The 22,159-nt window shown below is 41.8% G+C and carries 18 protein-coding genes; 11 read left to right on the top strand and 7 right to left on the bottom strand.

From position 1 onward, the window contains the following. Positions 1-15: 15 nt before the first annotated feature. The gene (locus PP2015_RS15415) at positions 16-1,872 is read left to right on the top strand and encodes a methyl-accepting chemotaxis protein (protein ID WP_058031151.1); all 1,857 of its coding nucleotides are present in this window, start codon (positions 16-18) and stop codon (positions 1,870-1,872) included. Positions 1,873-1,994: 122 nt separating this feature from the next. On the opposite strand, the gene PP2015_RS15410 is transcribed toward PP2015_RS15415, so the two are convergent. From PP2015_RS15410 to priA, 5 genes are all read right to left on the bottom strand, one after another. Next, complete coding sequence (locus PP2015_RS15410) at positions 1,995-2,378, bottom strand: gamma-butyrobetaine hydroxylase family protein (protein WP_058031150.1); 384 nt, start codon at positions 2,376-2,378, stop codon at positions 1,995-1,997. Between the two features lie 86 nt (positions 2,379-2,464). Next, complete coding sequence (gene hslU, locus PP2015_RS15405; protein ID WP_058031149.1) at positions 2,465-3,793, bottom strand: HslU--HslV peptidase ATPase subunit; 1,329 nt, start codon at positions 3,791-3,793, stop codon at positions 2,465-2,467. 9 nt (positions 3,794-3,802) lie between these two features. Beyond that, a complete protein-coding gene (hslV, locus tag PP2015_RS15400) occupies positions 3,803-4,321 on the bottom strand; it encodes an ATP-dependent protease subunit HslV (protein ID WP_058031148.1) in 519 nt (172 codons plus the stop codon). Positions 4,322-4,405: 84 nt separating this feature from the next. After that, positions 4,406-4,939 (bottom strand): SPOR domain-containing protein, encoded by a 534-nt coding sequence (locus tag PP2015_RS15395; protein WP_058031147.1) that lies wholly within the window; start codon positions 4,937-4,939, stop codon positions 4,406-4,408. Positions 4,940-4,946: 7 nt separating this feature from the next. Then, on the bottom strand, positions 4,947-7,118 hold the full coding sequence (gene priA / locus PP2015_RS15390; RefSeq protein ID WP_058031146.1) for a primosomal protein N': 2,172 nt from the start codon (positions 7,116-7,118) through the stop codon (positions 4,947-4,949). A gap of 254 nt (positions 7,119-7,372) precedes the next feature. Here priA and rpmE point away from each other — a divergent pair, with 254 nt between their 5' ends. Next, positions 7,373-7,588: a 50S ribosomal protein L31 gene (gene rpmE / locus PP2015_RS15385; protein ID WP_058031145.1), complete on the top strand. Its 216-nt coding sequence runs from the start codon at positions 7,373-7,375 to the stop codon at positions 7,586-7,588. Between the two features lie 808 nt (positions 7,589-8,396). Continuing rightward, positions 8,397-9,650: a malic enzyme-like NAD(P)-binding protein gene (locus PP2015_RS15380; protein ID WP_058031144.1), complete on the top strand. Its 1,254-nt coding sequence runs from the start codon at positions 8,397-8,399 to the stop codon at positions 9,648-9,650. A gap of 85 nt (positions 9,651-9,735) precedes the next feature. Here the strand turns inward: PP2015_RS15380 and metJ are convergent, their stop codons facing one another. Continuing rightward, complete coding sequence (gene metJ, locus PP2015_RS15375) at positions 9,736-10,059, bottom strand: met regulon transcriptional regulator MetJ (RefSeq protein ID WP_058031143.1); 324 nt, start codon at positions 10,057-10,059, stop codon at positions 9,736-9,738. Between the two features lie 298 nt (positions 10,060-10,357). Here metJ and metB point away from each other — a divergent pair, with 298 nt between their 5' ends. Both metB and metL read left to right on the top strand, forming a co-directional pair. Then, positions 10,358-11,581 (top strand): cystathionine gamma-synthase, encoded by a 1,224-nt coding sequence (gene metB / locus PP2015_RS15370; protein ID WP_058031142.1) that lies wholly within the window; start codon positions 10,358-10,360, stop codon positions 11,579-11,581. A gap of 6 nt (positions 11,582-11,587) precedes the next feature. Next, positions 11,588-13,936: a bifunctional aspartate kinase/homoserine dehydrogenase II gene (gene metL / locus PP2015_RS15365; protein ID WP_058031141.1), complete on the top strand. Its 2,349-nt coding sequence runs from the start codon at positions 11,588-11,590 to the stop codon at positions 13,934-13,936. A gap of 80 nt (positions 13,937-14,016) precedes the next feature. On the opposite strand, the gene PP2015_RS15360 is transcribed toward metL, so the two are convergent. Further along, a complete protein-coding gene (locus tag PP2015_RS15360; protein ID WP_058031140.1) occupies positions 14,017-16,467 on the bottom strand; it encodes a penicillin-binding protein 1A in 2,451 nt (816 codons plus the stop codon). Positions 16,468-16,598: 131 nt separating this feature from the next. On the opposite strand from PP2015_RS15360, the gene PP2015_RS15355 reads away from it, so the two are divergent. From PP2015_RS15355 to aroK, 6 genes are all read left to right on the top strand, one after another. Continuing rightward, complete coding sequence (locus PP2015_RS15355; protein ID WP_058031139.1) at positions 16,599-17,678, top strand: pilus assembly protein PilM; 1,080 nt, start codon at positions 16,599-16,601, stop codon at positions 17,676-17,678. Next, the gene (locus tag PP2015_RS15350; protein ID WP_058031138.1) at positions 17,666-18,238 is read left to right on the top strand and encodes a PilN domain-containing protein; all 573 of its coding nucleotides are present in this window, start codon (positions 17,666-17,668) and stop codon (positions 18,236-18,238) included. The genes PP2015_RS15355 and PP2015_RS15350 overlap by 13 nt, the downstream gene beginning before the upstream one ends. Positions 18,239-18,249: 11 nt before the next feature. Beyond that, positions 18,250-18,852: a type IV pilus inner membrane component PilO gene (locus PP2015_RS15345; RefSeq protein WP_058031137.1), complete on the top strand. Its 603-nt coding sequence runs from the start codon at positions 18,250-18,252 to the stop codon at positions 18,850-18,852. Beyond that, entirely contained in the window at positions 18,852-19,394 is a 543-nt protein-coding gene (locus PP2015_RS15340; RefSeq protein ID WP_058031136.1) for a pilus assembly protein PilP, read from the top strand. The genes PP2015_RS15345 and PP2015_RS15340 overlap by 1 nt, the downstream gene beginning before the upstream one ends. Positions 19,395-19,412: 18 nt before the next feature. Continuing rightward, positions 19,413-21,461: a type IV pilus secretin PilQ gene (gene pilQ, locus PP2015_RS15335; protein WP_058031135.1), complete on the top strand. Its 2,049-nt coding sequence runs from the start codon at positions 19,413-19,415 to the stop codon at positions 21,459-21,461. Positions 21,462-21,623: 162 nt separating this feature from the next. Beyond that, on the top strand, positions 21,624-22,142 hold the full coding sequence (aroK, locus tag PP2015_RS15330) for a shikimate kinase AroK (RefSeq protein ID WP_058031134.1): 519 nt from the start codon (positions 21,624-21,626) through the stop codon (positions 22,140-22,142). Positions 22,143-22,159 lie beyond the last annotated feature (17 nt).

The raw sequence follows: 22,159 nt of genomic DNA, 5'->3' as shown, positions 1-22,159 counted from the left end.
AACTTAGGTAACAGTATGGCCTTATTAGAAAATTTAACCATCAAAAGGCGTTTGCAGCTTAATGCGATAGTTGTCGGTATTGCAATGCTGGTAATGCTTGCGGTGATTATCTTTGAAGCTCGCACGATGCTGAAACTCAACGAAGCTATTCAGTACGCTGAAGAGCTTGAAATTCATGAGTTATCGATGCGCAAGTATGAAAAGAATTTTCTATTCTATAAGGACACGGAAGCGCTTAGTCAATTTGATAAAGAATATCAGGAATTATTCACAAAAATAGATCTGTTAAATGCTTTATTGAGCGATTTATCTATTGATCGAGGTGAGCTAGACAAGTTTCGCGGCTTAAGTCGATCTTACAAAGAAACCTTTGAACATGTAGTCGATCTGCAAAAGAAAATAGGTTTGCACCCCAAAGATGCACTATATGGTGCATTACGTTCTGCTGTGCACGAAGTTGAAACAGGATTGAAACAGCATAATAATTTCGAATTACTGAGCTTGATGTTGCAACTAAGACGTGCGGAAAAAGATTTTATGCTTCGCCTAGATACCAAATATCTAGGTAAGTTTAATAAAACATATGATGTACTTTATCCTAAACTACAGCCTTATGGTCTAGCACCTTTACTCCTAGAGTATAAAAATAAGTTTACCAACCTTGTTGATGCGCAAGTTGAATTAGGTGTTTCTCTTGAAAGTGGTGCATTGGGCGAGATGGTAAAAATCGTTAAGCAGGGTGATGTAACGGTTGAAAATATCGTACTTCAGACTAAGCAAGCGATAGAAGATAATGCTAGAACCACACAAACTGCTGCGATTGGTATTTTTATTGTTGCAGCGATTATTGTGATGATTCTTGTTCTTTCTACTAGTCGTTCGATTATCACGCCTGTAGAAAGAGTTTACCAAACCATTGAACGCATCCGCCGAGAAAACAATTTAGCAATTAAAATTGAGTCAACAGGTAACGATGAGATTACCACGATGACAGAAGATTTTAACAGCCTAATAGATGACTTTAAGATACTGATTTCAGAGGTGAACTCGGCGTTAGGTACAATTAATGAAGCGACTCATCACCTGAGTGAAACAACAGCGCAAACCAGTGCGGGTATGCATGAGCAGTTGCATGAAGCTGATATGGTGGCAACAGCTGCAACTGAAATGCAGGCGACGATTCAAGATATTTCGCACAACACAGAAGCAGCTGCAAATAAAGCTGAATCAACCAATGGCAATGCGCAACAAGGCCGAGTAGAAGTTGATGCGACAATTCAGCGAATTATGGCATTGTCTGATTCATTAGGTGGCGCATCAGATGTGGTTTCTCAATTAGAGCGCGATGCAGAGACGATTGGTTCGGTACTTGACGTTATTCGTGGTATCGCGGAGCAGACGAACTTACTTGCTTTAAATGCGGCAATTGAGGCTGCGCGTGCAGGTGAACAAGGTCGAGGTTTTGCAGTCGTTGCCGATGAGGTTCGCTCATTAGCGCAACGTACGCAAGATTCGACACAAGAAATTGAAAGTATCATTTCTACCCTGCAAGAGCGCACTCAGTCTGTGGTAAGTATTATGCAGCAGTGTCGTACTCAAGGTAGTGAGAGCATGTCACAAGCTGAAAAAGCTGGTGAGCTGTTAAGTTCAATTACGGCTGATGTACAAACTATTATGGAAATGAGCACGCACATTGCTACTGCAATAGATGAGCAGAACCAAGTAGCTTCTGAGGTAAATAAGAACGTGGTTCGTATTCGTGATATTGCTCAAGTTGCATCTGAGCATGCACAGAGTAACGCTCAAAGTAGTGAAGAGGTTTCAGAGCAAGCCAAAGTACTGCATGAGGCGGTTGCTAAGTATAGATATTAATAAAAGTACCGTTACTAATTTAGTATCGATACTGAATCTAGTAGCACTGCTAGAATACTAGTTAGAACTGAAAAACGCAGCGTTAGCTGCGTTTTTTTATATTCAAGCTTTAGTACTCTAGGCTAGGGCGTGAACTTGATTGGAATACGATCTTGATTGGCGTGATACTCCTCAATCCTTGCTTGGTACCTCTGCCATCGTTCTGCTTTTTCTTCTGAAAGTGCACGAAGGTATTGCCAGCTATATAGCCCTGAGTCATGGCCGTCATCAAAAATAAGTCTCACAGCATAATGTCCAACAGGCTCAAGTTTTTTGATGGCTACCTCTTGCTTATTTAACACCAAGTTCAGCGGATCTTTAGACTGATTACCGTGACCTTGTACTTCTGCTGAAGGTGAGTGAGTTCGCAAATACTCACAGCTTAAGGTAAACACTTGATCATCATCAAAGTAAATGTCGAGTGCTTTTGAAACGGTATGATAGTGAAGTTTATTGACAATATACATGACTGTTCTCAAAGAGTATTTTATCTATATCTTACAAAAAAGCGGGGTATAAACCCCGCTTAATAATGCATATTTATTCTTTAAGCTTAAAGAATAAAGCGACTTAAGTCTTCGTCTTGTACCAGCATATCTAAATGCTGTTCAACATAGCTAGCATCGATAGTCAGCGTTGAACCTGTTTTTTCAGAGGCATCGAAAGAGATTTCTTCCATTAGCTTTTCCATCACAGTGTGAAGGCGACGGGCACCGATGTTTTCAGTTTTCTCGTTGACCTGCCATGCAGCTTCAGCAATCTTAGTAAGAGCATCATCAGTAAAATCAATTGCCACTTGCTCAGTGCCGAGTAGCGCTTGTTGCTGCTCAGTTAGTGACGCATGAGGTTCAGTTAGAATGCGTTTGAAGTCAGCTGCAGATAGAGCTTCAAGTTCTACACGAATAGGTAAGCGGCCTTGTAACTCAGGAATTAAGTCTGAAGGTTTAGCCATTTGGAACGCACCAGAGGCTATGAAAAGAATGTGGTCAGTTTTAACCATACCGTGTTTCGTGCTGACTGTTGAACCTTCAATTAGAGGCAGTAAATCACGCTGTACACCTTCACGACTCACGTCTGGACCTTGTGCTTCACCGCGTTTACAGATCTTGTCGATTTCATCGATGAACACAATACCGTTTTGCTCTACGGCAAAAATAGCTTGTTCTTTGAGCTCTTCTTGATTCACCATTTTAGCGGCTTCTTCTTCAACAAGCAGCTTGAAAGCATCTTTGATTTTCAGCTTACGGCTCTTACGCTTGTCGCCACCCATGTTTTGGAATAGACCTTGTAATTGGTTGGTCATTTCTTCCATACCTGGGGGCGCCATGATCTCAACTTGAGGTGCAACTTCAGCAACATCAATGTCAATTTCTTTGTCGTCTAGTTGGCCTTCACGTAATTTCTTACGGAATACCTGACGTGTGCTGTTATTTTCAGCAGGCTGAGCTTCACCCCATGCATCTTTCGCTGGTGGTAGTAGTGCATCAAGAATACGTTCTTCTGCGGCTTCTTCAGCGCGATGTTGGTGTTTTTTCGCTTGTTGCTCACGCGTCATCTTGATTGAGATATCGACTAAATCTCGAATGATAGTCTCAACTTCTTTACCTACATAGCCTACTTCAGTGAACTTAGTCGCTTCAACTTTCAGGAAAGGTGCATTGGCAAGTTTTGCTAAACGGCGTGCAATCTCAGTTTTACCGACACCTGTTGGGCCGATCATCAGAATATTCTTTGGTGTAACTTCGGCGCGTAAATCATCGTTAAGTTGCATACGACGCCAGCGGTTACGAAGTGCAATTGCCACGGCTTTTTTGGCTTTATCTTGACCGATAATGTGCTGATCTAACTCGTGCACGATCTCTCTTGGGGTCATCGCAGTCATGGCAATCCTCTATAGTTCTTCGATGGTTTGGAAATTATTAGTGAATACGCAGATATCGCCAGCAATTTTCAGGCTTTTTTCTACGATTTCACGTGCACTTAAATCTGTATTCTCTAATAGTGCAGTTGCAGCAGATTGTGCAAAGTTACCACCACTACCAATGGCGATAAGGTCATGCTCTGGTTGCACTACGTCACCGTTACCTGTGATGATCAATGAAGCGGTTTCATCGGCAACTGCCAGCAGGGCTTCTAGTTTACGAAGCGCACGGTCGCTGCGCCAATCTTTCGCCATTTCCACTGCAGCTTTGGTTAAATGGCCTTGGTGCATTTCTAGTTTGCTTTCAAAGCGCTCAAATAAAGTAAATGCATCTGCAGTACCGCCGGCAAACCCCGCTAATACTTTACCGTTATAAAGACGGCGTACTTTTTTGGCATTACCTTTCATTACTGTATTGCCAAGTGACACTTGACCGTCGCCGCCGATAACAACTTTGTCGTCACGACGCACGCTTACGATAGTAGTCATAAAATTCCTTACTGTGCGTTAACTCACACTTGTCTTACTTAAATATCTTAGATTGCTGTAGGTATATGGGCTATTAGTGAGAAATCAAGTCCAGCCCCAAATTCCACAGCTTACGATGTTGATACGCTTGAGCTTATTTTTATCGCTTTCCGCTTGTCGTTTACTTTCATAAGGACCTAGACGTACTCTAAACCAGACACCATTTGACCCTTCGGTTCTGCGGATTTCAGCAACTAGGCCGACAAAAGCAATTTGTGCTTTCATGCTCTCTGCGTCTTCGTGTTTTCTAAATGAACCGCATTGCATCTGGTATGGGCCGCGCTTTTTGATTTCTTTAATTTCGACTTTGATTTCTGCGTCTTTAATCTCTTGAATAAAATCAGGATCTTTAGGTTTTGGTTTCACCACCGGTTGCTCTTTTTTGGCAATGGGTTTGACGGTTTCTTCTACTTTTTTGGGGTCGGCATTTTGTGTGATATACCAAAGGCCATATGCAAAACCGCCAACCAGCAATAAGGCCAGCAAGATAAGCAATTTTGAGACGGGTTTTGGGCTAGGCGCCGCTTTTTTGGTATTTCTGCCTTTGGGCTTTTTATTTATAAAGTCGTGTTGTGCCATAAGTTACTTAATAAGTATCCATAGGATCTATGTCTATACTCCAGCGCAGTCGGTTTGCTAAAGGGTGCTTATCTACATAAGCCAATAACTGAGTTAAGTAACTATGTAAAATTGCACGATCCTGCGCTTGAATATGTAGTTGATATCGATATTTTCCAGCCACGCGCTCCATCGGCGCGGGAATTGGTCCGAGCAATTGTATACCAGAGAATGGGCTTGCAGGAACCAGATCCGATAAAAAGTCGATGACTAATTTTGCATTGTTAGCTTCGGCGCGGATCAAAGCCAAAAAGCTAAATGGTGGCAGGGCAACTTCTTCTCGTTCTTTGAGCGCATAACGGGCAAAGTCACCATATCCATTATTGACTAAATCTTGTAAAAGCGGGTGTTCGCAATAATGTGTTTGTAGTAAAACAGTGCCAGGTTCTCCACTTCGCCCAGCACGACCAGCAACTTGAGTGATTAATTGAGCCATATGCTCCGTAGCTCTAAAGTCACTGCTATATAAACCACTGTCTACATCTAAAATGATGACTAGACTGACGTCAGCAAAGTGATGGCCTTTAGCCAGCATTTGAGTGCCAACTAGAATACGTGCACCACCTTCATTAATTTCATTGAGGGCTTCTTCGAGTGCGCCTTTACGGCGAGTTGAATCTCGATCAATGCGGCTTAAAGGCGTGTCGGGAAATTGCAATTCTAAAAACTGCTCAACTTGTTCAGTACCCAAGCCCACAGGTAAAATATTGGTACTACCACAATCAACACACTGGGGTGGCACATAGCTTTGCTCACCGCAATGATGGCAGACTAAACGAGACATACTTTTGTGATAAGTGGCACTTGCGCTACATCGATGACATTCGCTGAGCCAGCCACACTCGTGACACATTAAAGTAGGTGCATAACCTCGGCGGTTTAAGAACACCATGACTTGTTTTCCACGTGCGAGCGTTCGTTCAATATGCTGTAAAGTAGTTGGTGCAAAACCATTTTGATGCGGTTGGCCCTTCATATCAATCAACAAGTAAGCGTTATCTACTTTGGTTTGCGCACGTTTGGTCAGCGACACTAATTGATATTTGTTATTGAGTGCGTTGTGTAGGGTTTCGAGTGCAGGGGTTGCAGTGCCTAATAAAAGGGGGATTTGTTGTGTTGCACAGCGGTAAACAGCCAAGTCTCGAGCGTGATAACGTAGTCCATCTTGTTGCTTGAAAGACCCATCATGCTCTTCATCTACCACGACCATGCCTAAGCTCTTAAAAGGTAAAAAAATCCCTGAGCGAGTTGCGATAACCAAAGCACTACTGCCTTGTTCAGCGCGTCGCCAAGTGTGTAAGCGCTCATTGTCGGTTAAATTTGAATGCCATAAATCAATCGGAGTATTTGGAAAGCGGCGCCTGAAGCGGTTCACTGTTTGCGGCGTCAGGCCAATTTCAGGCACTAGAATCAGTGCTTGTTTACCAGCATTAAGTATTTTTTCTAAACACTGTAAATACACCTCAGTTTTGCCACTGCCCGTGACGCCTTCAATTAAGAAAGTACGATATCCTGTTTGTTGGTTCACGGCGGCACAAATGGCAGCCTGCTCTTCATTTAGGCGCGGTTTGTTTGCAATCTCAAGAGTGTGCGACGACCAAGCTTCACAGTGATTGATGGCTTCTGCAATAAAGCCTTTCTCTTTGAGCGGCTTGATTTGTTGTGTTGTGAACCCTAATGCTTTTAACTCAGTGAGGCTCGTTACGCCAGAGCCTTTTAAATGCTCAATCAGTGCTAATTGCTTTTTAGCGCGAAGCTTGGGAGATGCTTTTCCTTCCTCAGTGAGTGTGTAATTGGGCACTTGGGTTTTATCTGGGTGCTCACCTTGACGTAGAGATGCTGGTAGCGCAGTAAAAATAGTTTCGCCTAGCGAATGGCAATAATAACGTGCTGTAAATTTCAAAAAGGTAAGATATGCATCACTGACAATAGGACGCTCATCAATAACAGAGGTAATGGCTTTGATTTTATTTTCAGGCACATCTGTCTTCGCTTTGATGTCAACGACCATGGCGACCAGTTTTCGATTGGCAAAAGTTACCCACACACGACAGCCTTTATGAACTGTTATATTCGGGTCGATCTTATAATCAAAGGTTCTATGTAGTGGGACTTTTAGAGCAACTTCAACAAATAGCATGAATGTTCGAGCATGGCTGTAGATAGTTATAATGTACTAAAGCAGACCTTGAAATCCCAGAGAAAAACGCGCGGTAAATGACTGTTCAATGGATTAGGCGTAATTAACGGCCTGTTTATTTACTTTTTGTGCAATTATTGCTTGTAGATCTCAGACGACTCCAATAAAATACGCGTCCACTAATTTGAATATAACTACGTATGGTGCCAAACTTCGGGTTTGGAGAGCGATACGGCCTAACCTAGAGGTTTACTATGAAAGAAGGTATCCACCCTAAGTACGAGTCAATCACAGCAACTTGTTCATGTGGTAACAAATTCGAAACTCGTTCAACACTATGTAAAGACATCCACCTAGACGTATGTTCTGCATGTCACCCGTTTTACACTGGTAAGCAGAAGATCCTTGATACAGGTGGTCGTGTTGATCGCTTCAACAAGCGTTTCGGTGCTCTTAGCAGCAAGAAATAAGCAGCGCTTGTTTGAGAAAGGCACCCATTTGGGTGCTTTTTTTATGTCTAATACCAATCCTCTTAATTAAGCGCTCTATTTTGAGGCAAGGAAAACCGGTCGATAGCACCGCTCACGCGTCCTGCTATCGCTGAGGTACCTACTTCCATGTAGGCAAGGTTAAAATTTTGCTTTTTAGTTGTTCTAAATAAGAAATTTTTAACGAAGCTAGCGTCAGTTTTAGTCCCTCAAAATGGTTGAGTATTATTGAGGATTGGTATAAAACTTATTAATCCTCTGAATATTCATTATTTCCTGCTGACTTAGTATCGTTTCTCTGGCTCTTTTTCTGCAAAATTATTTCTTTTACACCAAACTTTTTTCATAGCAAAGCCGTAGAAAATGGCGCAACAACTAAATGCATAACTTTGCACTTTTCATCGAGATTGACTTTAGCTTTCTCAAAAATACGGCTGCTTAAACTGTTTTTTTTAAGAGTTAAAGTTGTCTAAATGTATTTAAAAGAGTCTAAAATCTAATAAAATTCGATAAGTTCAGCGTTCTTTTTGTGATTGATAGGGTGGCATTTTTAGTCGTATAAATTGCTGGTTTATTAAGCGTACTGACCCTTTTTTAGGTCAATAAAATGTCAAAAAAGCTAAAAGAATGTTTCATAAAATCTGCAAAATTGCGGCATCTTGCAGATAAATTTCGCTAAAAAGTGGATAGACCTGAAATTGCTTGAATATATCTAGAAAGCGAGTATCTTTTAGTTATTGCGAATTATTTCACTCTCACTTTTAACTTCTTTGCAGGAAAAAATCGCGTCATGTCAGACTTTCGTGAACAAGCTTTACATTACCACGCTCATCCCGTTCCAGGTAAAATCAGTGTTGAATTAACTAAACCAGCCGAAACAGTTAAAGATCTTGCGTTGGCCTACAGCCCAGGTGTGGCTGAGCCAGTTCGAGAAATTGCTGCAGATCCTGCTAATGCATACCGATATACAGGTAAAGGCAATATGGTTGCGGTGATCAGTAATGGTACTGCAATTTTAGGTTTAGGTAACTTAGGCCCACTTGCTTCTAAACCAGTAATGGAAGGTAAAGCGCTACTATTCAAACGTTTTGCAGGCTTAGATTCAATCGACATTGAAGTAAAGCACCGCACCACTGAAGACTTTATCAATACGGTTGCGAATATTGCAGATACTTTTGGTGGTATCAACCTTGAAGATATTAAAGCACCAGAGTGTTTTGAGATTGAAAAAGCACTTATAGAGCGTTGTGATATACCTGTATTCCACGACGACCAGCATGGTACTGCGATTGTAACTGCTGCGGGTATGTTGAATGCATTGGAAGTACAAGGTAAAGACATCCACGACGCTATCATTGTGTGTTTAGGTGCAGGCGCTGCAGCAATCGCATGTATGGAGCTGCTGATAAAATGTGGTGCACAGCGTGAGCATATTTACATGCTAGACCGTAAAGGTGTTATCCATACGCGTCGCGATGACTTAAACGAATATAAAAAGCTATTTGCTAACAACACTGATAAGCGTACGCTGCAAGACGTTATCGCTGAAGCAGATGTATTTGTGGGTGTATCTGGCCCTGACTTACTTTCTCCAGAAGACCTAAAGCTTATGGCGGACAAGCCGGTTGTCTTTGCCTGTTCAAACCCAGACCCTGAAATTAATCCAGAAGTTGCACATGGTGCACGTAACGATTTAATTATGGCGACAGGTCGTTCGGATTATCCTAACCAAGTGAACAACGTTTTATGTTTCCCATTTATCTTCCGCGGTGCACTTGATGTGCGTGCAACAGCGATTAATGATGAAATGAAGATCGCAGCCGTAGAAGCTATTCGTGGTATTGCGAAAGAGCCTGTGCCTGAGCAAGTGCTTAAAGCAGCCGATGTTGAGTCGCTAGAGTTTGGCGCTGAGTATATTATTCCTAAGCCAATGGATCCGCGTTTATTACCTCGCATTGCTAAAGCTGTAGCACAAGCTGCGATTGATTCTGGCGTTGCGCAAATCGATCTACCAGAAAACTACATGGCACAATTTGAATCTTAATCCTAAGCAAGATTAAATTAATAAAAAACCTCGCAATGGCGAGGTTTTTTATTTCTATGTTTTTCTTCGAGAGAAACTAAGGCGATTAACCTTCTTCGTTAATCTCTGGGATCTCTAAGCCCATCTCTTTCATGATGTTACGCACTTCAACAGGGATTTTCTCAGGATTGTCTTTACGTAAGTCCTCATCGCTTGGAAGTGGTTGACCCGTAAAGGCATGCAGAAATGCTTCACATAGCAACTCACTGTTTGTTGCATGGCGTAGGTTGTTAACCTGACGTCGTGTACGTTCGTCAGTTAATACTTTTAATACATTCAAAGGGATCGACACGGTGATCTTCTTCACTTGCTCTGATTTCTTGCCATGCTCTGCATAAGGGTGAATATACTCACCATTCCATTTAGCCATAATATTTTTCTGATGCCTTTAGAGTAATTACTGCCAATAAGACTACGCTCGTTTGCGACGGCTTTAATTGACTTAGTTTGACTAACGCCCAACTCAAACTAAGGTTAATGTACCGATTTATGGTCAAAAACCCAGTCTTATTAACAATATTAGTTAACGAAGTGGCGAAATTTTATCGGTTTAAAAAAGATAGTCAAATTCTAGTTAAATAGCCATTTAGCAGTATAAATGTTTTGACTTCTCTAATTTGATCATCTAACCTTTTAGACGTCTAAACATCCATATACTAGGTGGTGATATGAGCCAACGCAATAAGTCAACAGTCGCAGTCAGACATGGTATCGAAGCCGATAAGCATCATGGTGCGGTTGTGCCTCCTCTTTATCTTTCTACAACGTATTCGTTCGCTGATTTCGATACTAAGCGTGATTACGATTACGGCCGTAGCGGTAATCCAAATCGCGATATTCTAGCTGAAGCATTAGCGCAGCTTGAAGGCGGAGAAAAAGGCATCATCACCGCGACCGGTATGGCAGCTGTACACCTAGTAACACAACTTTTAAATCACGACGATACCTTAGTTATTCCACATGATTGTTATGGTGGTAGTTATCGTTTATTCACATCACTTGAAAAGCGTGGCTTGTTAAAACTAAAAGTTTTAGATTTAACTCGCGCTGACAGCCTTGCACAAATTGCAGAGATCAAACCTAAACTGGTTTGGATTGAAACGCCAAGTAACCCAATTCTTCGTCTTACAGACATCGATGCGGTTGTGAATGCAGCCCATGCAGTGGGCGCTTTAGTGGGGGCTGACAATACGTTTTTATCTCCAGCGCTACAGAACCCAATTTCATTTGGTGTTGATATTGTGGTGCATTCGACAACCAAATACATTAATGGTCATTCAGATGTTGTTGGCGGTGCGGTAATTGCGAAAACCCAAGAGTTAGGCGACGAGCTGGCTTGGTGGGCAAATAACATAGGCATTACTGGTGCACCATTCGATAGCTATTTGACATTACGTGGTTTAAGAACCCTTAAAGTGCGCCTTAAACAACATGAAGAAAATGCCCTCGCTATCGCCAAATACTTAGAGCAGTCGGAGTACGTTCGCAAAGTGTATTATCCAGGTCTTGAATCACACCCGCAACACGAACTGGCGAAAAAGCAGCAGTTAGGATTTGGTGGCATGGTGAGTTTTGATATCGCAGGCGGTCTTGAAGATGCTGCCGCTTTCTTAACAACAGTGAAAGAGTTCTCGTTGGCTGAGTCTTTAGGTGGTGTTGAGAGTTTAATTTGTCACCCTGCGACCATGACACATGCAGGCATGGAGCCTAAAGCACGTTTAGAAGCGGGTGTCGGCGATACTTTGATCCGTATTTCTGTCGGTATTGAGGAAGTAGCAGACCTACTTGCAGACCTCGAAGTGGCTTTTGCTAAAACACAGCCTGGCAAGGCACCTGCGTCAGCTGATAGCAAAGCTTGTAAATTAACACCTGCCCATCCGGCACTTTGGTAAAAGAAAATGACAAGAGTAGTACATAAATTTGGCGGGTCGAGCTTAAGCTCGGCCTCGCGTTATCAGGCTGTCGCACAAATCGTGGTTGGCCAATGTCAGTTGGGCGATTGTGTTGTGGTTTCTGCTGCAGGCAAAACCACTAATACCCTAGTTAAACTATGGCAAAGCTATCAGCAGCAAGAGCAGCAAAGTTTTAACGATATTTTGTTGCAGGTTGAGAACCATCAAATCGAGCTGATTAATGCATTATTCCAGGGTGAAAAGCAGCGCCAACTAGCCGATATACTACTGACTGAATTACAAGTGATCACCCAAGCCGCGAACACAAAAACTCTAAATGAAGCTGAGCTATTAGCACACGGTGAATTATGGTCTGCACGCATTTTGGCGAACTACTTATCAGAAAGCGGTTTACAAGCCCAAGCGATTGATGCCAGAACGTTATTTACTGTGCATAACGGTCAGTTGGTGCATCAACAAAATAAGCAAGCGTGCTTAGCGACCTTAGATAACGATCACATCTTTGTGGTCACAGGTTTTATTGCAGCAGATGACCAAGGTAATACTGTGACGCTGGGACGCAATGGCAGTGACTACAGTGCAACATTGTTAGCAAATTATAGCGACGCAGAAGCAGTCTCAATCTGGACCGATACGCAAGGTGTATTCAGCACCGATCCACGTAAAGTCAGCAATGCAATTAAATATCCTAAAGTATGTCGTGAACAGGCCAATCTATTGGCGCGTTTAGGTAACCCAGTTTTGCATGCTAAAACCTTATCGCCTTTGAAAAATACCAGTATCAAGTTACAGGTTCGTAGCAGTTTTGATCCTGAAGCACCAGGTACTGAAATCGTCAAAGCGGGTTACAGTAAAGCGAAACGTTTTATTACGTCATTTGATAACTTAGATCTTGTGCGTGTAGACCGTTTAGGTGTTAATGAAGTGCGTGAAGTGAGTCAGCTTATTCAGCATAGCATTCATCACTTCGTACAAAATGGTGAAGAGTTCTTATTGCTACCAGGCGCTTTTACACATCAAGTTAGCCAATATTTTGCTGGCCGCCTCACCTTGGTTGAAAGCCACTTGCAGGGCTTTGCGCTGGTTGCACCAAAAGCTGATATCTCTGCATTAGAGCTACAGGCTAAATCAGTGTTAACAGAACAAGATGTAGTACTTAGGTTTGCGCACAGTGACGAAGACTATGCATTGTTCTTAACTGACCAAGCAATTGACAGCGATGTTTTGGCGATTCTACATGACAAACTAGTGAATAAAGGCCGAGAGCTGGCCGTTATCATAGCGGGCTTAGGTAATGTCGGAGAAGTTTTCCTTGAACAATGCCAAACTCAGGTTGCTCGTTTACAAGCGCAATTTGATTTAAAAGTCGTTGGCCTATTACGTTCGCAGCAAATGCTATTTGCAGCCAGTGGTTTGAATTTAGATAACTGGCAAACTCAGTGGCAAAATGAAGCGCAAGCATATGAGCAAAATGAAGTGCTAGAGCGTATTGAAGAGCTAGATTATGAGCATAAAGTGGTGGTTGATATCACTGCGAGTGAGTCATTTAGCTTGTTATACCCAGAGTTCGTTAAGCGTGATTGCCACCTTATCAGTGCTAATAAGTATGCAGGTACAGCGCAACAAGACTGGTATTTGTCTTTGCGTCAACAGCTTGAAGAGCGCAACTTACTATGGCGTTATAATACCAGTGTCGGTGCTGGTTTACCGGTTAACTTTGCACTTGCTGACTTGCAAAATAGTGGTGATAAAATCACCCAAGTTGAAGGTGTGTTCTCGGGCACTTTATCTTGGCTGTGCAGTGAGTATGACGGCAGTAAAGCCTTCTCAGATTTAGTGCTAGAAGCACAAGCTATGGGCTACACAGAGCCAGATCCTCGCGAAGACTTATCAGGTCGAGATATGCAGCGTAAGTTGTTAATTCTCGCTCGAGAGCTTGGTCTTTCTCTCGATGTTGATGATATTGACCTTGAGCCATTAATGCCCGAACATTTAGCAACTGGTAGCTGGCAAGATTTTCTAGCTAAAAAAGACGAGTTAGATGCGTTTTATGAAACTAAGTTTGCACAGGCGAAAGCCAATCATTGTGAGCTGCGTTACACTGGTTTATTAAGTATCGCTGAAGGTGGCAAAGTGGATGCAAAAGTGGGTATTGCTTTTGCTGAGCAAGGCTCTGCGATTGCCAATTTAACACCAGGCGATAATATCTTTGTAGTTAAAACGCTGTGGTATGACGCAAACCCATTGGTTATCCAGGGGCCTGGAGCTGGTAAAGAAGTGACTGCAGCGGGTATTCACTCTGACTTATTCTGGTTATGTCAGAATCTTAAATAGTTAATAGCTGCGATGGCTTAGAGCAAAAAGCGAAGTGTTGCGACACTTCGCTTTTTTGTTAGAGCTATTTTTTACATTAACTAAAACAGCTCATCTTGTTCAGGCAATGAGTCTGTTGAGAAAGGGGTTTTTGACTTGTCTTGCTGAACATATTTAGTTGGTACAGTGTCAGACTCAAAGTATTCGAAACGGCTGGTATAGTCGTTTTTAGAGCTTAGTAAGCCTGTTTTCAAGTCTATTCGAACTGATGTTAAGCCTGGCGCAGGGTCAATCGGTGCAAGCGGTTCATTTTGTAGTGCCGTTTTCATAAAACGAACCCATCCTGGTTGTGCAGTGATCGCACCTGCTTCAGCGCCTACAGTTTGGCCTTTACCTAGGTTGTTATTATAAGCAGCTCGGCCAAGAGATTTACTAGCATCATCAAAACCAACCCACACAGTGGTTAAAACATTACGATTGTAGCCAGTGAACCAGGTATCAACCGAGTTATTAGTTGTACCTGTTTTACCAGATAAGTCCCTTCGTTTTAGAGCTTGAGCCCGCCAACCTGTACCAACCCAACCAGTTTTGTGTTTCCAGCTACCGCCGCCCCAAACAGCACTATGTAAGGCACTAGAGATAAGAAACGCATTTTGTTCACTGATGATTTGTGGTGCGCATTGCATAGTATTCTCGAGGCGCTGCTCTTCATCACATGCGATTAATGGCTGAGCTTTACCCAGAGAGTTGCCATACGCGTCTGTTATCTCACTGATAAAGTAAGGTTCGATTAGATGACCGCCATTTGCAAAAGTACTCATGCCGCGAGCCATTTCAAGTGGAGTAATTGCAGCGCTACCTAATGCTAAAGATTCACTGCGGTTAATGTCTTCATCAGCAAAGCCAAATTTAAGTAAATGATCGGCAGATCGTTGCAAGCCGACGCCTCTTAGCAATCTAACTGAGACGACATTCTTTGATTGTGCTAGTGCACGACGAATTCTAATCGGGCCACTATAAACTTCAGGACTATTTTTAGGTCGCCATGCAACACCTAAGCTTTTATCCCAGTGGTTGATAGGAGCATCGTTAATAATTGAAGCAAGCGTATAACCGTCTTCTAATGCCGCTGAATAAATAAAAGGTTTAATGTTTGAGCCAACCTGACGTTTCGCTTGCACAGCGCGGTTATATTGACTTTGTGCGAAGCTATAACCACCGACCAAGGCTTTAATGCGGCCATCTTTTGGATCTAAAGATACAATGGCACTTGATGGTTGTGGATACTGACTTAATTGCCAGCCATTATTTTCTCGCAACCAAATCTGCATACCAGGCGAAAGTACATCGGCAGCTGCTTTAGGGGCATTACCTTGTCGTTTTTCGTTGATGTATGCGCGTGCCCATTTCAGACCATCCCACTCAATGACCACAGATTGACCTGACTTTAATAGCACCTCAGCGCTTTGTTCGTAAACATGCGTGACAATACCGGCGACTAGCGGGGCAATTTCATTAACGCTTTTGAGTGTTTTAAGTAGTTCTGCACGGGCAGGGATAGGATCTGCCTCGTGTTGCCATAGCACAGCTTCAGGCCCTCGATAGCCGTGACGCATATCGTAATCGTGTAGGTTATCAATAAGTGCTTGTTGTGCGGCAAGTTGAATTTCAGATTCAACACTCGTATAAACTCTAAAGCCAGTGTTATAAGCTTTTTCAGCACCATAGCGCTCGACCATATATGCACGAACCATTTCAGAAATATAAGGTGCATATAACTCTATCTCAGCACCGTGGCGCTTGGCAGTGATAGGCGCTTGAGTTGCCTCATTATATTCACTGCGAGTGATGTATTTTTCTGTTAGCATTCGACCTAAAACCACATTCCTGCGAGATTTAGCGCGAGTCGGGTTACTGATAGGGTTTAGCGCTGAAGGGGCTTTTGGCAAACCTGCGATCATGGCCATTTGGGCTAATGTGAGTTCGTGTAACTCTTTACCGTAATAAACCTGTGCTGCGGCACCAATGCCAAACGAGCGGTGGCCTAATTCAATCTTATTTAAATACAGCTCTAAGATTTCATCTTTTGAAAGTAATTGCTCTATGTGCAGTGCAATGAAAATTTCTTTTACCTTACGAATGTAAGCCTTTTCACGGGTTAAAAAGAAGTTTCGTGCAAGCTGCATGGTAATAGTACTGGCGCCTTGTTTTTTTTGACCAGTACTGATCAATACAATTGCAGAACGTACTATACCTATTGGGTCTATACCAAAATGATCATAAAAACGATTATCTTCTGTTGCTAAAAATGCATTGAGCAGAGGTTTGGGAATGTCGTTAATTTTGACTGGGATCCGACGCTTTTCACCAAATTGATTGATTAATTTTCCATCTTTGGTAAAAACTTGCATAGGTGTTTGAAGTTGAACTTCTTTAAGTACCTCTACGCTAGGGATATCTGATTTTACGTAGTAATATAGTGCTAGTAACGTGAGTACGCCTAAAAGCCCGCAGACGATAATAAACTGTAATAATCTTTTTAATAAAGTCACGTAATAATCCCTAGTTAGACTCCCAATTGTGGGTAGAGGCTGCTAGTATAGCTTGAACAAAATTCGATTAGTATTTTTTGTTCATAAATAATAACCTGTTTAAATTAAAATAAAGGATAAAAACACAGGGTATGTTAAGTAAATTGTTCAAAGCACACGCCCCATTAATGGTTGGCATCGATATTGGCTCTCACTGTGTCAAAGCTGTTTTGCTTTCGCAAACTCACAGCGGTTATCGCGTTGAGGCCGTTGCTATTGAACCAATACCCAAAGGCGCTATCACTGAGCGAGCCGTTCAGGATATTGAAGCGGTTGGCCGTGCTATTAGTAAACTAAAAAAGCGCTTTCCAAAACATGCCCCTTTCGCCGCGGTCGCCGTATCAGGTCAAACGGTTATCACTAAAGTGATCTTTATGGACGTCTCATTAACCGATGCTGAATTAGAGTCGCAAATCGCCATAGAGGCAGACAGTTTAATTCCATACCCACTTGATGAGGTTAGTCTAGATTTCGAGAAAATCTCGGTCAATGAAGCCGATCCATCGAAAATGAATGTGTTACTTTCAGCTGCTAGAACAGAGAGCGTGCTAGCACGCGTGAGTGCTTTAGAAGAAGCTGGCTATAAAGCAAAAGTAGTCGATGTTGAAAGCTATGCGTTGAGCCGTTCGCTTGATACCTTATACGGTCAGTTGCCCTCTGATGCATTTGATAAAATTGTTGCAATTGTTGATATTGGTGCAGTGATTTCATTAATGAGTGTAGTGCAGTCTGGAAAAACAATTTACACCCGCGATCAGGTATTTGGTGGAGAGCAATACACAAATAGTATTGTTGCTTACTATAATAAGACGTTCGATGAAGCTGAATTAGCTAAAACAACTGGAGACTTGCCGCCAAATTATACTTTCGAAGTACTTGCGCCATTCCAAACTGCTTTGTTACAACAAATTCGTCGAGCGGTACAAATGTTTATGACAACCAGTGGTAAAGACCATGTAGATTATTTGGTGTTATCAGGTGGTACAGCTTTGGTTGAAGGTCTTGATAGACTATTGGTTGATGAACTTGGGATCCATACAATCATTTCTGATCCATTTTCAGATATGGAAATTGGGCCCAAAGTAGACAGAAATGTGTTGTTGAGGCACAAACCTCAGTTTACGCTCGCAACAGGTCTGGCGCTTAGGAGTTTTACTACATGCCACATATAAACCTCCTGCCTTGGCGCGAACAGCAAAGACAAGCATCACAGCAAAAGTTTTTGATTTTGATCGGTAGTATTGTAGGCATATCCTTGTTTGTCATGTACTTGATTGGGAGCTTTTACGATAGCCTGCGTACAGGACAAGAAATAAAAAATAGCTACCTACAATCTGAGATCCGTAAACTAGATACACGCATTAGAGAGATTAACGACTTAAATGCACAAAAAGGAAATTTACAACGTCGTATTCGTTTAATTGAAGAGCTACAAGGCAACCGAAATTTAGGTACGCAAATCATTGACGAAGTGGCGCGTGTTGTTCCCTCAGGTGTTTATCTTACGAGTTTAGAGCGTGATGGCAATATGATAAAAGTCATTGGTCGCAGTGAATCCAATAATCGCCTCTCACAAATGTTAAGACAGGTTGAATCTTCTTACCTTTTAGAAAGACCTACAATTCAAGGTATTATTGCGGGCGAACAGACTAATCGATTACTCAGTGATTTCACAATGCACTTTTACGTCAAGTCTTATCAAGACCTTGAAGCTGCAAAAGAGAAAGAGTGAGGGATTGCGAAATGAACTTTGATCTTAAAGCGTTACAAGACATTGATTGGAATGAGATAGAGTTAGACAATATCGGCGAATGGCCTAAACCTGTTAAAATCATGTGTACGGTATTGGTTACAATCATCATGTTATTTGTGGGCTATTCTATGCTTGTATCTTCTGCAATAGATGAGTATGACTTTGCCGTAAATAAAGAACAGGAGCTGCGAAATTCATACCGCTTTAAATATGCAAGGGCGAACAATTTAGATTTATACAAGCAGCAAATGCAAGATATGGAAGCGCAATTTTCTCAACTCTTGCAGCGACTACCCACATCAAACGAAACACCTGGTTTATTAGATGACTTGACCTATGTAGGTACTTCAAGTGGTCTAACATTTTTAAAAATTGGTTGGATGCCAGAGGTAAAAAAAGAGTTTTATACTGAATTGCCGATTAACTTAGAAGTTGTAGGCACTTATCATGAGTTTGGTGAATTTGTTGGTAAAGTAGCTCAATTACCGCGTATTGTGAGTTTACATGACTTTAGAATAGAGCGTGCAAACGAGCGTGACTTAGTTTTTAGTGTTGTTGCGAAAACGTATCGCTACGAACAAGGAGCTAAATAATGCGCTTTAAGAGTATCGCTATCAGTATAAGTGTTATGTTTTTATCTGCTTGCAATGATAATACCGCGCAACAAAAAGAATTTATTGACCAAGTGCAAGCGAGTGCTACGCCAAAAGTAGATCCAATCCCGAGTATGAAGGAGTTTGAATACTTCCCGTACAGTGCAGGTTCACTGCGTAGCCCATTTGATGCACCACAGCCTGAAGTAATTGAAAGTAGATTAGTTCAGGTTAAAAACTGTTTACAACCTGATCAAAACCGTGCCCGAGATCCACTAGAGAAGTATCCTATTGATAATCTTGTTATGAAAGGCACAATAGCCTTATCGGGTGTTACTTGGGCATTAATTCGAGCTGCAGATCAAGGCCTTTTTCGAGTGAAGCAGGGTGAGTATATGGGCCTATATCATGGTGAAGTGGTCGGTATATATGATGATCATGTCGAATTACTAGAACTGATCCCCGATGGAACAGGGTGTTGGAAAGAACGATTAACTAAAGTTGAGATAATTGAAGCTTCTCAATTTACAGTAAGCGAATAACAATAAAGGTACACAATTATGACTCGCATGGTTGCGAACTTGCTTAAAATTACTATTTTCTCAAGCATTTTACTTGTGCTATCTGGCCCAGTTAATGCCTTACCCATGTTATACGATGTGCGCTATAACCCGATTTCTAATTCTGAGACAGAATTGCAGTTGGTGTTTGATGAACAGTTAAATTTAGAACCTAAAATATCGGTTTTAAATGACCCTGCGCGTTTGGAATTATTTTTTTCTGATGCGGAGTTCGAAGAAAGCCTTCAACAGTTAAAGGTCAATAAAGCCGGGATTAAACAGATTCAAAGCAACATGGTGCAAGGTGGTTTTATTGTTACTATTGAGATGGATCAGTTGAAGCTTTATAAGACTGAAGTTAAAAATAATTTAGTGTATTTGCAAATATCTGAAAACCCAATTTATGAGGCTTCAGACACCAAAGAGCAAATCGAGGGACAACTGACCCATCACATTAACCGTATTCAATCGATTGATTTTCGTCGTGGTGAAAAAGGCGAAGCCAAAGTTTTAGTATTTTTAGAGAGCTCTCAAGCTGCGATTGATGTACAAGAGCGTGGTGGAAAGATCATTGCAGATTTTCATCATATTGATATTTTGGATGACCTACTTTACGAATTAGATGTGGTTGATTTTGGTACGGTAGTCAGCAAAATTGAAACATTTTCAGAGGGCAATAAAAGCCGTTTAGTGATTGAACCCAATAGTGCGTTTGTTTTTAAATATGAGCAATTAGATAATATCTTCACACTCACAATAGAAAAAGATAATAAGACGAAAAAGTTTGGTGAAGAGAAGGTCTACCAAGGTGAGCCAATTACCTTGAACTTCCAAGACATTCCAATACGTTCTGTATTACAGATCATTGCTGACACAAATAATTTCAACTTGGTAACCAGTGATTCAGTGTCAGGTAACATTACACTGCGCTTAGAAGGCACGCCTTGGGACCAAGCCCTTGATGTGGTGCTGAGGGTAAAAGGTTTGGATAAGCGCACTGAAGGTTCGATCTTAATGGTTGCTCCAGCAGAGGAAATTGCGGCTAGAGAAGCAAAAGAATTACAAGCTATGCGACAAGTCGAAGAGCTCGAACCACTTTACAATGAATACATGCAATTAAATTACGCCAAGGCAGAAGAGTTCTCTGATTTACTGAAAACCGAGATCAACAGTATTATTAGCCCGAGAGGGAATGTTTCTGTTGATATAAGAACAAACACCTTAATTATAAAAGATACGGCAAAGAGTATTGAAAATGTCCGCCGTATGGTAGAAACACTCGATGTTCCTGTAAAACAAGTGCGAATTGAATCTCGTATGGTAACGGTAAGTGATAATGTGTCAGACGATTTAGGTATTCGCTGGGGATTCAGTGATCAACAGGGGTCGGACGCAATCTCAGGTAAACTATCTAGTGCTGATCAATTGTCTGGTGGCGTTATACCTTCTTTCACTGACCGTTTGAATGTGAACTTACCTGTGACCAATCCAGCAGGTAGCATTGGGGTGCACCTAGCTAAGCTATCTGACGGTACACTCATAGATTTAGAGCTGTCAGCTTTAGAGCAAGAAAACAAGGGTGAGATAATCGCAACGCCTAGTATTACAACGGCTAACCAGAAAAAAGCGCGGATCGAGCAAGGTACAGAGATCCCTTATGTTGAAGCCGCATCAAGTGGCGCGACCTCTGTCAGCTTTAAAAAAGCGGTATTAAGTCTAGAGGTAACTCCACAGATAACTCCTGACAATAAAATTATACTAGATTTAGTTATCACCCAAGATACGCGAGGTGATAATGTACAAACACCAAATGGTCCAGCTGTTGCGATTAACACACAAGAAATTGAAACTCAGGTATTGGTCGAAAATGGGCAAACTATCGTACTGGGTGGTATCTATCAGCAAGAAATTACCAGTGCAGTGACAAAAGTCCCTCTATTGGGTGATGTGCCTTACCTTGGTGTGTTGTTTAGGAATACGCGTCACATTAATGAAAAAAGAGAATTGCTGATATTCGTGACCCCGAAAATCATGCTAGACGGCCAGTAATCACGTATTAATCATTATATTCTACGTGGTTTACTGTAATTTAAATGATTTGACTTGAAATTGCGCACGAATTACTGAGATAATCCCCTCCTTAATTTTTGGGGCCAGGTCGTGAGGCGGGGTTTATTTTCAAATTTTAGAGTTCGTTAGTACTAAATAGATATGGCTGAGAAACGTAATATATTTCTAGTAGGCCCAATGGGGGCTGGTAAAAGCACAATAGGTCGTCATTTGGCGGACCAATTACACCTTGAATTCTTCGACTCAGATCAAGAAATCGAACGTCGTACAGGCGCAGATATTGCGTGGGTGTTTGATCTTGAAGGTGAAGAGGGTTTCCGTCGTCGTGAAGAGGGCGTGATCTCTGACCTAACTGAAATGCAAGGTATTGTATTAGCTACTGGTGGTGGTTCAGTTGTGAGCAAAGAAGTTCGTAACAAACTGTCAGCGCGTGGCATTGTTGTTTATCTAGAAACACCAATTGAAAAACAAGTTGCTCGCACTCAAAGAGATAAGCGTCGTCCTCTTCTACAAACAGAAGAAGCGCCGCGAGATGTACTAGAGCGCTTAGCTGAAGAGCGTGAGCCTTTATACCAAGACGTTGCTGACTTTGTTGTTCGCACTGATGAACAGAGCGCAAAGGTAGTAGCAAATCAAATTATTGAGAAGTTAGATTTCTAAATTATAAAAGGAGTAGC

Origin of the sequence: Pseudoalteromonas phenolica, assembly GCF_001444405.1 — a bacterium.
Taxonomy (GTDB): Bacteria; Pseudomonadota; Gammaproteobacteria; order Enterobacterales; family Alteromonadaceae; genus Pseudoalteromonas; species Pseudoalteromonas phenolica.
This window is presented reverse-complemented; position numbering and strand designations above follow the sequence as displayed.